Genomic DNA, 12,547 nt, shown 5'->3' on the forward strand with positions numbered 1-12,547 from the left:
GCATGGCGGAGTATGAGATTTGATATAGCAACGCTTTTTCCCGACTTTATGGAAACTGCGCTGAACGAAAGCGTGATAGGGCGGGCGCGCAAGAAAGGGCTTTTTGAGGCGCACTGCCACAATATCCGCGACTACACGCTAGATAAGCACCGCCGCGTGGACGACACCCCTTACAGCGAGCGGCAGGGTATGCTGATGCAGGCGCAGCCGATATACGATTGCTGGAAAGCGGTCTGCGGCGAGCGCAAGCCGCACGTCATATATATGTCGCCGCAGGGGGCAACGCTTACGCAGAAAAAGTCGCTGGAGCTGGCGCAGATGTCTGATATTTTTATACTTTGTGGGCATTATGAGGGAGTAGATCAGCGCGTTTTGGATAAAATAGTAGACGAAGAGATCTCGATAGGCGATTATGTTGTGAGCGGCGGCGAGCTGCCCGCGCTGGTGCTGGTGGATTCGGTAGTGCGCGTGCTAGACGGCGTGCTCTCGCAGCCCGACTGCTACGAGGACGAGAGCCATTTCAACGGTCTGCTGGAGTATCCGCAGTACACCCGCCCCGAGGTGTGGGAGGGCGAGGCCGTACCGCCCGTGCTGCTTTTAGGTCACCATGCCAATATCATGAAATGGCGGCACGAGCAGTCGCTGCTGAATACGGCAAAAAAGCGCCCCGAAATGCTGGACAAGTACCCGCTGACAAAAGACGATTTAGACATACTGCACAAAGAATTTGCAGAAAATTTGAAAGAAAATGTATAAATGGCTTTTACGGACAAGCAAGTGTAAACTTTTTATAAACACGTTAACACAAATTCTAAAGATATTTGGCAAGTGTGCACAAGTAAAACGGCTTTTGCGAGAATGCGTTTTGTTAAAACAACAGAATTTTTTTGAAACGGACAGCTTTGTGGAAATTTCGTGTTGACGAAGTGGAAAGTTTAGGGTATAATAGTTAGTAGCAACTGAGAAAAGGCAGTGGGTCGGGCAGACCCAAAAGCCGGTGCGGTGCGCGGGCACTGCATTAAGTTACGCGAAAAAATGGCAATTTGAATTATGAATGGAGAGGTTTATTATGTACGTTAAAGACGTAGTTGTTCAGAACCAGGTTGGACTTCACGCGCGCCCTGCAACATTTTTTATCCAGAAGGCTAACGAGTTCAAGTCTTCCATCTGGATCGAGAAAGAGGACAGAAGAGTAAACGCTAAGAGCTTGCTCGGCATCCTTTCGCTCGGTATCGTAGGCGGCACTTCTATCAGAATTATTGCTGACGGTGCTGACGAGCAGGCGGCTGTTGAGGGTCTGGTAGATCTCGTAGACAGCGGTTTTTCTGAGGAAGCTAGATAATTCAATAAATAGATAAAGCCCGAGGCGAAAAAGCTTCGGGCTTTTTTTGCTGCCTTTTTTGCAGTCAGATGATATGATGGTCGGCGGTCAATTATTTATCATCTTCGGCGGGCGGCTGATCAGCTGCTGCCTCGCGGTATTTCTCAAGCACCGCGCCCTCGAGCGCCTTGCGCATCTCGCCGTTTATCGGGTGGACAATATCGCGGTAAACGCCGCCTTCGTCCGGCCTGCTGGGCATAGCTACGAAAAATCTGCTGCCGCCCTCTATCACCTTTATATCATGCACGGCGAGCAGCCCCTCAAAAGTAACGCTCACCACCGCGCGCAGCCTGCCGCTGTAAGTCAGCCGCCGTATCTTCACCTCGGTTATCTCCATATCTCAGCACCTCCATAAAAAAGTTTGACGATTTGCTGAAAATTATGCAAAAAGGTCTTTATTTTTTTCGCCGAATGTAGTATAATAAATATAATAGTATATTCACGAAAAACAGCACATAAAGGAGATAATCGCTATGCTAACGCTAGACGAGCTGAAAACGAAAAAACATCTGCATTTTATCGGTATAGGCGGTTCGGGTATGTACCCCCTCGCCCAAATACTTCATTCGCAGGGCTACTTTATCACAGGCTCTGATAATAACGAAACTGAAACACTTCAGGCGGTGCGCAATATGGGTATAGAGGTGCACATGGGTCAGCGCGCGGAAAATATCGAGGGCGCAGACCTTATAGTCTACACCGCCGCTATCCTGCCCGATAACCCCGAGCTGGTGGCTGCCCGCGCGAGCGGCGCCGAGGTGGTAGAGCGCAGCGAGATGCTGGGGCTCATCACCGCGCTTTTTGATAACGCCGTATGTATCTCGGGTACTCACGGCAAAACTACGGCAAGCTCTATGCTCACCCAGATATTCCTCGAGGAGGGCACTGATATTTCCTGCGTTATCGGCGGTAAGCTGCCCGCTATCGGCGGTTCGGGCAGATTTGGCAAGAGCGAGAACATGGTCTGCGAGGCTTGCGAATTTCTCGACCATTTCTTAAAGCTCTACCCCGATACGGCAGTTATACTGAATGTAGACGCCGACCATCTCGACTATTTCGGCACGCTTGAGAACATCATAAAGTCTTTCCGCAAATTCGCCGAAATGGCTACCCGCTGCGTTATCTATAACGGCGATGACGAGAACACCTGCCGCGCGGTAGAGGGCGTGGATAAGCCTAAGATAACCTTCGGCTTCGGCCGCGGCAATGATTACAGCGCCGAGATAACGGGCGTAAAGGGCATGAAGACCTCTTTCAAGCTCTACCATAAGGGCGAATATGTGCGCGATATGGCGATATTCGTGCCCGGCAAACACAACGTGCTCAACGCTTTGGCGGCTACGGCTGCGGCGCGCAGCGCGGGCGTATCGTATGACGGCATAGAAAAGGGATTGAACGTTTTCCGCGGCGCGAAAAGGCGCTTTGAGCAGCTTGGCGAAGAGCGCGGCATAACTGTGGTGGACGATTACGCGCACCACCCCACCGAGATAGCTTCTACTCTGCGCGCGGCGAAATCGCTCGATTTCAGAAAAGTATGGGCGGTTTTCCAGCCTTTCACCTACTCGCGCACCGAGATACTGATGGACGAATTCGTTCAGGCGCTCGAGATAGCCGACACCGCTATAATCACGGATATAATGGGCAGCCGCGAGAAGAATACTCACGGTATCTACGCCGAGCAGCTGGCGCAGAAGATACCCTGCGCTGTATGGTTTGAAACAGACCACGAGCTTGTGGATAAGCAGACCGCCGAGCAGAAAGAGTACAATTTCGGGCAGGTGACCGACTACCTGCTTGAGCACGCGCAGGCAGGCGACCTCGTGATAACCATGGGCTGCGGCGACGCTTACAAGGCGGCGAAAATGCTGCTGAAAAAGCTGAAAGATAAGGACTAGACCAACAGGCGGCAGACCGCCGAAAGGGAGATGAGCATATGGAACTTACCGAAAACGAACGCAAGACCTACGAATATGTCCGCGACTGCCTGCAAGGCGAGGGCTATCCCCCCTCGGTACGCGAGATATGCGCATACTGCGGCTTCAGATCTACCTCTACTGCCCACCGCGCTTTGAAATCGCTGACGGAAAAGGGGCTTATAGAAAAGCAGGATAATCTCAACCGCGCTATACGGCTGGCAGGCTCGCCGACTATGAAAGTTCCGCTGGTGGGTACAGTTACCGCGGGTCAGCCGATAACGGCTATCCAAGAAATAACGGACTATATAGACTTCAATCCCTCGCGCCATTACGACGAGCAGCTTTTTGCGCTGAAAGTGCGCGGCGATTCTATGATAAACGCGGCGATTCTCGACGGCGATATTGTTATAGCCGAGCAGACCCCCGTGGTGGATAACGGCGAGATAGCCGTGGTGCTGGTAGACGGCGACTCGGCCACGGTAAAGCGCTTTTATAAGGAAAACGGCCACTACCGCTTACAGCCCGAGAACGACTTTATGGAGCCGATAATTACAGATAACGCGGCGATACTCGGCAGAGTGGTGGCGGTAGTAAGATACTTGTGAGATACATATAAAGATATTTTTGGAAAGATGAAAGAGAGAACATTATGAGCAACAGATTTTGTACAGGCTGCGGCGCGCCGCTCACGCCTGATATGAAGATATGTCCGCGGTGCGGCAAGGTGGCGGCTGTAAGCGCGCGCCCGCGCCCTCAGCAGAGAGCGCCCAGACCTCAGCAGCCGGTCAGGAACGTGCGCACTGTTCGCACGGGGCAGACGGTTCAGAATGGACAAACCGTTCGCAATAGTCAGCCGCAGGCAAGACGTCCGCAGACAGCGCCTCAGCGCAGACCTGCGCCCATGCCACGACCGTCGCCATCGCCTGCGCCCGAAAGGCAGGAGCGCGCGCCGAAAAAGCGCAGCAAAAAGGCAAGGCTGATATTCCACGCGGCAACGGCGGCAGTAGTGCTGGTGGGGCTGTATTTCGCGATATTTTTCGTGCAGATATTCCGCGTGAAAATATCTACCTACGATTTCAAGACGGAGATAAAGCTGGAAAGCTCAAACTACGGGCAGGCTATGGAAAGCTATTTTGAATCGGGAAAATGGAGCGTGAACCCGCTGACGGGCACCTGCACATACACGGGCACTACCAAGCACGGCGACGAATACGAGATAGTATATACCGCGCGGCTGAAAGTAGACGTGAAAAATATCTCGATAAACGGAAAAGACGTGCGCGCCGACAGGATAGAGAGCACGCTTATGGGAATGTTTATTTAAGGCAACACCGCACAACTACCGCCTAGCGGCTTTGTGCACATCTTGCTTGCGTTTTTGCGAAGCCAAAACAATTTTCCGTCATATCACCCAAAACCTCCTAGCTTAACGCGAGTTAAGCGTCGTCGGCTTTAGGCAATCTGACGAAAAATCTGACGACGCAATCTGCACACAATAGTTGTGCGGTATTGCCTTAAAAACAGAAGAAATGGAAAGGGAAAATAAATGGGAAAGGAAAAGGATATAGAAAAAAGCAAAAATAAATATCCGCTGCGGCGAAAGCTGAAACATCTGCTCATCTACATCGCCACACAGCGCACTGTCGTGATACTTATGCTGGTGGCGCAGTTAATGGTGCTCGGCTATATACTTTTCGGTATAGAGCGGCACTCGGCACTGGTGCAGTTCGCATTTCAGATAGTTGCGGCGGCTACGGCGGTCTACATCATAAACAGGGATACCGAATCGGAATTTAAGATAGGCTGGCTGGTGCCGCTGGTGGCTTTTCCGCTATTCACTGTGGCGATATATTTTATACTCTCAAACCAGTACGGCACGCGCATGATACGCAAAATGCACGCGAAAAAGTGCGAGAGCACAAAGCCCTACCTGCAGCAGGATAAAGCCCTGATGGAGGAGCTGCGCACGCAGGACGAGGACGTTTACCACTACGTCTGCTACATGAAAGACTACGCAGGCTACCCTATGCAGAAAAATTCTGAGGTGACGTATTTCCGCTCGGGCGAGGAGAAATTTGAAGTGGTAAAAGAACAGCTCAAAAAAGCCCGCCACTACATCTTTATAGAAATGTTCATAGTAGACCAAGGCAGTATGTGGGACGAGATACTGGATATACTGCGCCAAAAGGTCGCCGAGGGGGTAGAGGTGCGCTTTATCTACGACGGCTTAGGCTCGCAGCACCTGCTTCCTTTCAACTACCACAAAAAGCTCACTGAATGGGGAATACAGACGCGCGTTTTTCAGCCATTTATCGCCATGCTTTCCTCTACGCAGAATAACCGCGACCACCGCAAGATAATCGTTATAGACGGACACACGGGATTCACGGGCGGCGACAATATAGCGGACGAATATGTAAACCGCATAGTGCGCTTCGGCTACTGGAAAGACACGGGCGTGATGCTGCGCGGGGACGCTGTTTGGAACTTGACGATGATGTTCTTGCAGATGTGGGAGGTAATATCGCCGCGGGAAAAGCCCGCCGATTACGACAGATACCGCCCCTACCTGCACCGTGTGGAAAACGTGGCTTCCGACGGATATGTGCTTGCATACGGCGATTCGCCGCTTGACGACGAGGCAGTAGGCGAGCTGAGCTACCTGCATATACTGAACACCTCGAAGAAGTATTGCTACATCACCACGCCGTACCTTATACTGAACGAAATGCTCTCCTCCTCGCTGATATACAAGGCGAAGAGCGGGGTAGACGTAAGGATAATCGTGCCGGGGATACCAGATAAATGGTATGTAAAAGTGATGGGCGAGAGCTACTTTGAAGACCTAATAAAAGCGGGAGTGAAGATATATGAGTTTGACGGCTTTATACACGCTAAGACGTTCGTTTCGGACGATGAGAAAGCGGCTGTCGGCACGATAAACTTAGATTATAGGAGTCTGTATCTGCACTTTGAAAATTCATGCTATATGTATAAATGCAGCGCCGTGGCGGACGTCAAGGCAGATTTTGATTACATGGTGGAGAATAAGTGCAGGCAGGTAACGCTGGAAGATTGCAGGAATAGACCGAAAAGCAGGAAGCTGATGGCAGGACTCTTGAAAATCTTAGAGCCAATGCTGTAAAAAAGAAATAAGCTTTGAATAACGTAATGTTTTCCCAAACAAAGTAAAAGTCTCTGTCAATAGAAGCGGTTGCAAGGCGCGTGAAAATCAGCAAAGCTGAGTTTCCTGCTTTGCCGAGGGGGGCGAGAAGCCCCAATCGTCGCCGTCCGCAGACGGCGAAATCCCCTACCGTAGGGCGCTCCGCATAGGGTGAATGGGAAAGTCGGCTTCGCCGTATTTCCTAAATCAGTCCGGTGGACTGATTTTCAAGAGGGGCATGCCCTGCAAGGGAGGGCTGCCCCTAGTAGGTCGCCCGTAGACAAAACCCTTCAAGGGCGCACGCCCTTGAACGAACTCAAAGTAAAAGCCAAAGACAAGAAATAACCTAAAACCAAAAAAGCGCATAGCTGCCCCCAAAAACAGCCATGCGCTTAATTTATGCACATAGAAAAAAGATGTAAAAAGAAAATTCACCCCGCCGAAGCGATCTTCTTTATCTTGTTGATGTTCTCGACGATCGCGTCAAGCTCGCCGTTTATGCGCTCCATCTCTATGCGCTCCTGCTCGTCGATAACGCCGTCTTTCATTATGTCGATGAGCTGCTCGGAAATGTCCTCCATATCCTGCGCCGAACCCAGAAAACGCAAAACTACCCGCTCTAAACGCTCTTCCTCTATATCCTTGCTCGTCTTTGCGTTTTTCAGCAGAAAATCTATCGAAACGCCGTAAAGCTCGCTTATCTGTACCAGCTTCTCTATCTCGGGATACGTCGCACCAGACTCCCACTTCGATACCGTTTGCCTGCTGACTTCCAGCTTGTCCGCTAAGTCCTCCTGCGTCAGATTATTTTTCTGCCGCAGATAAAGCATCTTTCCTCCAAAGATCGTGTTCATATTCTTTCACCTCGGTAAAATTATATCATAAAGGCACACGAAAATCAATCGGCAAATTGCCCTATAAACGCCGCTCCTATTTGACAAAACAGTCGTGCTGTGATATAATTATCCAAAGGACTTTTCTAAGATAGAGGTGCATTTGTTTGAAAGGATACAGAATAACTTTTATACGTCACGGCTTTACTCAGGGCAACGTTGACGGAAAATATATCGGCACTACCGACCTGCCGCTCGCAAAAGAGGGCGCGGAACAGCTTTACGATATAGCTGAAAAAGCCGACTATCCCTCGTTTCAGAAAATTTATATCTCGCCGCTGAAACGCTGCCTGCAAACAGCGTATATCTTAGCGCCGAACTGCTATATGGTGGAAATGCCGCAGCTGCGCGAGATGGACTTCGGCGAATTTGAGGGCAAGACCCCCGACGAGCTGAAAGACCGCGAGGATTATAAAAAATTTTTAGAGGGCGGGCTGGATAATCCCCCTCCCGGCGGCGAATCGGTGCGCGAGGTGGTCGGCAGATGCTATGACGCGCTCAGCGTAATCATCGGCGATATGATGGAAGAGGGCTTGACGAACTGCGCCGTTATCACCCACAGCGGCATAATCATGAATATGCTCGCCTGCTTCGGGCTGCCAAAGCGCCGCGCGATAGAGTACGCCTGCGGCTTCGGCGAGGGCTTTGAAGTAATGGTGTCCGCCTCGATGTGGCAGCGCTCGGGCGCTTTTGAGATAATCGACACTTTTCCGCACAGCGAAGAGCCTTTTGAGGACGACTATGCTGACGATAGTGATGATGGTGAACACGATCATGCTGATGAAGATGAGCATGACTGCGATTGCGGCTGTCATCACGAGCACGAGCAAGGATAAGGACAAAAATTACCGCTAAAAAAGGGGAGGGCGGAGAAATTGACCAGTAAGCAGATAAAGAGGGCGGCGGCTTCGCAGCTGCGGCAAAACTTTGAAGGAATATCTATGGCGGTGCTGAACCAGTTCGCGCTGATAACCTTTATGCTGCTGATAGAGGCGCTGATATACATAACGTCAGAGCTTTCGGACATCGACTACCGTCCGCTACAGCTAAGCTACTACCGCGAGTCGCGCGTGCGGATATTTACGATGTGCGGGCGAATGCTGGGGTATTTGTTTTTAAACAGCGTTTTGGTGTATATACAGCGGCGGCGGTTCATAAACACTGGCGAGGACGGCGGCGTGGTAGAGCGCTACATTGCGATGCATCCGAAGCGGATAATGCTGCCGGGCGTTAAGCTTTCGATACAGCTGCTTTTTTACAAGATATTGGTACTTTCGCCGATGTTGATAGGCATATACGGCGTGCTGCATTTCAGCAGCAAAGAGGTCGTGAGCAGCATCAGCTTATTCGGCATGGTCTGCTTCATGCTTTCGATAGGTTTTTCGATAGTATGGCTGGGGGTATGCATACATTATTTCATGTCGCTTTCGCTGGTGCCGTTTATCAGCCAGCTCAATCCGCGCGCGAATTTTTTCGACGCGTGCGACCTTTCGGTAAAGCTGATGGAGTCGAAGCACATGAGGCTCGTCTCTTTTTACATATCATGGCTGCCGTGGCTGCCGCTGGCGGTGCTGATATATCCTTTGATATTCATTTACCCGTACTACTCAGCGGCGCACGTTATACTTGCGCGGGAGATCATGGGCGACTACTGGCAGGACAAGCTGCCTGCTATGGCTCGGCGGTGGCAGAAAAATCTTTACTAAACTTTATGCTTTTTTATGGGCGCATGGCTATCTGTTCGGTGGCTATGCGCTTTTTGTTTGGGCTATTGCTTTTGTTCGTTCAAGGGCGTGCGCCCTTGAAGGGTTTTGTCTGCGGGCGACTTACTAGGGGCAGCCCTCTCTTGCAGGGCATGCCCCTCTTGAAAATCAGTCCACCGGACTGATTTTCAATTCACCCTATGCGGAGCGCACTTCGGTATGGGGAGTTTCGCGCTCTGCGGAGCGCGACGATGGGCTCTGCCCCTCGACCCCGCAAGCGGCTGGCGCGCCGCTTGAGCACGCGCTTTTTTTATCTTCACGCTTTACGGTTGTTCTTGCTCGGCGTTTCTGCCGCGACTTTTACTTCGTGTGGAAACGCTCTTTAAAACAAAAAGGGAAGCCGTCCGTTAGACAACTTCCCTTGATTTTATTCTTTATTCATGATGCGAATTTTCCTCAGCATCAGCCGAATATCCGCCGCAATTATAAAACAGCTCGCGTATCGCCAGCGCACAGCCGCTCAGGAAATGGTGCTTATCCTCGATGCAGGAAAGCGTTACGCTGTCTGCTACCGTCTCGCCGCCTATCTCTGCGATCGTCTTTTTCAGTCTTTCAAAGTCCAGCGGCGTGCCCGGCGCGCTGAATCCGAACTTATGCAGCACTATCTTCTGCGGGTTCGTTGAAAAATACAGGTTGTTTATCAGCACCGCCGTCAGCATGAACACGTTGTCGATGACCTCGGTAACGCCTGCGTCGCGCTTGCCGTAAGCCGCGCCGATCAGCTCGCGCGTTATCGCGCTTGGCTCGCCTTTCGCCGCCTGCCAGAGAAACGGCGTCTGCTCTTTCGAGAAATTCCGCTTTATCTTTTTCAGCACCGCCGCGGGCGCGATCTCGTTCTCCACGCAGCCGCGTCTGCCGCATTCGCAAACTTTTTCCGAGCGCGGGTCGATTATCATTTTATTTACAAAGTCTGTACGGTTATCGTAAGCGACTATCGGCTCGTTTAAGTTGGTGAAAACGAAATTCAGGCTTTTTCCGTACTGCAAAAACGCTATGTTCCTGCGGTTCGGGCCGCTGTTTTTGCGGAAGTCGATGTTCGCCATAGCCGTGCCTTTTACCGAGTTGTCGAATACCATCGGCAGGCTGGTGTAGCTGCTCATAAAGCGCTGCAGGCGGCTGAAATCGGGCTTTCCGCCCGTAGTCGCTATGTCTATCCGCTGGTACATCGAGGGGTAGATGGCGAAGCCTATGCCCAGCAGCGAGCTTTGGTCTAGGCAGTTATCGCTAAGCACCTCATTCATCGACTTTACAAAAAATGAGTATATTGTCTTTTTATCTGTAAGTTCGCTTATTTTTAGGTTGCGCTTATCGAGCACGTCGCCAGAGAGGGTGGATAAGCCTACGCTTACCAGATTTTCCTCTACTGTCATTCCCAGTGCGAATTTGTAATGGTTGTTTATGTCGATAAGTATTTTCTTTCTGCCGCGGGGAGCTTTTTCGCTGATGTGCTTGTACTCGCCTATCTCTGCGATTATGCCCTGATCTATCATTTCGTTAGTGATTATCGTTACCGCCGCGCGCGTAAGCTCCAGTGCCGCCGCTATGTCGATCCTAGAGGTCGGACCCCTCTGTTTTAATATTTTAAGCACCTGCATTCTGTTGCGGCGCTTGAGATCCAGCTTGCTGATTCCGTGCTGTTCCACTTGATTTCCTCCGTAGGTGATTTGAAATGCCTATATTCATGTAGGCACAATGTATCCGTAAAGTTGTTCATTTTCTATGATACCAAACAAAAATGAAGTCGTTGTTAATAATTGACTAACTTATAACTTTTAGCATTTTGTTTAGATTTTATTTAGATTTACATTTACGCTGTTTTCACGGCAATTTTCTGTCCGAAAAAAATCCCTTTACCCTTGACATATTTTATTAAAAATGATATACTTATATATGAATGTTTTTTGGTCAAAATGGCTCGAAGCGTTCCGAAAACGTTTGATATTTGCCGTATTTGCATGGTTTTTGTGATACATAAAAAGGAAAGTATGAGGAGATAGTTATGGTTTTTGCAGACGAATTGTTCCTGTTTTTGTTCCTGCCACTATGTTTGGCATTTTATTTCATAATGCCGAAGGTGCAGATGAAAAACAATGTTCTGATAATTTTCTCGCTGCTGTTTTACGCGTGGGGCGAGCAGCTTTATCTGCTGCTGCTCATCGGCTCTTCGCTGATAAACTACGCCGCGGGCAGGCTGCTGGAAAAGCACCGCGATACTAAGCAGGGCAAGGCTTGGCTGGCGCTCGCGCTCGTAATAAACATCGGGCTGCTCGGCGCTTTCAAGTACAGCGGCTTCATCGCCGATAATCTGAACCTTATCCCCGGTGTGAACATACCCGTGCCGCAGCTGCATATGCCCATCGGAATATCTTTCTTTACGTTCCAGAATATCTCATACACACTCGACTGCTGGTGGGATAAAACGCCCGCACAGCGCAGTTTCAGAAAATACCTGCTTTACATCTCGATGTTCCCGCAGCTTGTCGCCGGCCCGATAGTCCGCTACTCGCTCATCGCGCAGGAGATCGACGACCGCCGCACCACGCTGGAGGATCTCTCGGCAGGTTTCAGCCGCGTTATCATCGGCATATCCAAAAAAGTCATCATCGCCAATAATCTCAACTCCGCCGTTACGGCGTGCCTCGGTCAGTCCTCCGACGGCTACGCTGCCGCATCAAATCTCACCGCGCTGGGCGCATGGTACGGCGCGGCGCTTGTTGCCCTTTGGTACTACTTCGATTTCTCGGGCTACTCCGACATCGCCATCGGCTTGGGACGCATTTTCGGCTTCCATTTCGACGAAAACTTCAACTACCCCTTCATCTGCAAGAGCATAGCCGAGTTTTGGCAGAGATGGCACATCTCTCTCGGAAGCTTTTTCCGCGACTACCTGCTCTATGTGCCGATATTTGGCAGACGCCGCAAGTACGGCGGACTTTTCCTCGTTTGGTTCTGCACGGGTCTTTGGCACGGCGCAAGCTGGAACTTCATTCTCTGGGGACTTTACTACGGACTTTTCATCTTCATCGAAACGCTCATCGGCAAGAAACGCATGAAGAAAATGCCAAAAGTCGCCGCGCATATCTACACCAAGATCGTCATTATCGCAGGATTCGGCATATTCTATTTCGAGAGCCTGCCCGCCCTCGGCAACTTTTTCAAGGCGCTCGCGGGCTTCGGCAGCGGCTTTACCAACGCCATCACCAACGCGCTTTTCATGCAGTACATATTCCTGTTCGCGTTCGCGGTGCTGTTCACCATGCCCGTTATCCCCGCGATAAAGAGGCGTGCCGAGCGCAGTGCGGGCGCTTCCGCGGCGGTATCGGTGGCGGGTATCGTGCTCAACGCTGCTCTGCTGCTGTTCTGCGCTGTGCTGCTGCTTAATTCTACCAACAACCCGTTTTTGTATTTCAGATTTTAAAGAGAGGAGAGCG

At 50.8% G+C, this 12,547-nt stretch carries 12 protein-coding genes; 9 read left to right on the forward strand and 3 right to left on the reverse strand.

Translation table 11 applies throughout. From position 1 onward, the window contains the following. Positions 1–12: 12 nt before the first annotated feature. Positions 13–756 carry a tRNA (guanosine(37)-N1)-methyltransferase TrmD gene (trmD, locus tag LI114_RS01960; protein ID WP_227218914.1) on the forward strand — a complete coding sequence of 248 codons (744 nt, stop codon included), beginning with the start codon at positions 13–15 and terminating at the stop codon, positions 754–756. A 313-nt stretch (positions 757–1,069) separates the two neighbouring features. After that, positions 1,070–1,342, forward strand: coding sequence for an HPr family phosphocarrier protein (locus LI114_RS01965; RefSeq protein WP_022126564.1), 273 nt, complete (start codon positions 1,070–1,072; stop codon positions 1,340–1,342). A gap of 91 nt (positions 1,343–1,433) precedes the next feature. Here LI114_RS01965 and LI114_RS01970 read toward each other — a convergent pair whose 3' ends face one another. Further along, on the reverse strand, positions 1,434–1,718 hold the full coding sequence (locus LI114_RS01970; protein WP_227218916.1) for a SpoVG family protein: 285 nt from the start codon (positions 1,716–1,718) through the stop codon (positions 1,434–1,436). A gap of 136 nt (positions 1,719–1,854) precedes the next feature. Between LI114_RS01970 and murC the strand changes: the two genes are divergently transcribed. From murC to cls, 4 genes are all read left to right on the forward strand, one after another. Then, complete coding sequence (gene murC / locus LI114_RS01975) at positions 1,855–3,276, forward strand: UDP-N-acetylmuramate--L-alanine ligase (protein WP_227218918.1); 1,422 nt, start codon at positions 1,855–1,857, stop codon at positions 3,274–3,276. A 38-nt stretch (positions 3,277–3,314) separates the two neighbouring features. Further along, positions 3,315–3,902, forward strand: a complete 588-nt coding sequence (lexA, locus tag LI114_RS01980) for a transcriptional repressor LexA (RefSeq protein ID WP_022126567.1) — start codon at positions 3,315–3,317, stop codon at positions 3,900–3,902. 44 nt (positions 3,903–3,946) lie between these two features. After that, a complete protein-coding gene (locus LI114_RS01985) occupies positions 3,947–4,621 on the forward strand; it encodes a hypothetical protein (protein ID WP_227218920.1) in 675 nt (224 codons plus the stop codon). Between the two features lie 222 nt (positions 4,622–4,843). Beyond that, positions 4,844–6,442 carry a cardiolipin synthase gene (gene cls, locus LI114_RS01990; RefSeq protein WP_227218922.1) on the forward strand — a complete coding sequence of 533 codons (1,599 nt, stop codon included), beginning with the start codon at positions 4,844–4,846 and terminating at the stop codon, positions 6,440–6,442. 449 nt (positions 6,443–6,891) lie between these two features. Here cls and LI114_RS01995 read toward each other — a convergent pair whose 3' ends face one another. Continuing rightward, a complete protein-coding gene (locus tag LI114_RS01995; protein ID WP_022126825.1) occupies positions 6,892–7,314 on the reverse strand; it encodes a helix-turn-helix domain-containing protein in 423 nt (140 codons plus the stop codon). Positions 7,315–7,460: 146 nt separating this feature from the next. On the opposite strand from LI114_RS01995, the gene LI114_RS02000 reads away from it, so the two are divergent. Both LI114_RS02000 and LI114_RS02005 read left to right on the forward strand, forming a co-directional pair. Further along, positions 7,461–8,189: a histidine phosphatase family protein gene (locus LI114_RS02000; RefSeq protein ID WP_227218924.1), complete on the forward strand. Its 729-nt coding sequence runs from the start codon at positions 7,461–7,463 to the stop codon at positions 8,187–8,189. A gap of 39 nt (positions 8,190–8,228) precedes the next feature. Next, on the forward strand, positions 8,229–9,059 hold the full coding sequence (locus LI114_RS02005) for a hypothetical protein (RefSeq protein ID WP_227218927.1): 831 nt from the start codon (positions 8,229–8,231) through the stop codon (positions 9,057–9,059). 431 nt (positions 9,060–9,490) lie between these two features. On the opposite strand, the gene LI114_RS02010 is transcribed toward LI114_RS02005, so the two are convergent. After that, positions 9,491–10,759, reverse strand: a complete 1,269-nt coding sequence (locus LI114_RS02010) for an ROK family protein (RefSeq protein ID WP_227218929.1) — start codon at positions 10,757–10,759, stop codon at positions 9,491–9,493. A gap of 437 nt (positions 10,760–11,196) precedes the next feature. On the opposite strand from LI114_RS02010, the gene LI114_RS02015 reads away from it, so the two are divergent. Next, positions 11,197–12,534 (forward strand): MBOAT family O-acyltransferase, encoded by a 1,338-nt coding sequence (locus LI114_RS02015; protein ID WP_319638286.1) that lies wholly within the window; start codon positions 11,197–11,199, stop codon positions 12,532–12,534. Positions 12,535–12,547: the final 13 nt, after the last annotated feature.

This window comes from Ruminococcus sp. 210702-SL.1.03, from assembly GCF_020559915.1.
In the GTDB taxonomy this organism is placed as follows: Bacteria; Bacillota; Clostridia; order Oscillospirales; family Ruminococcaceae; genus YE71.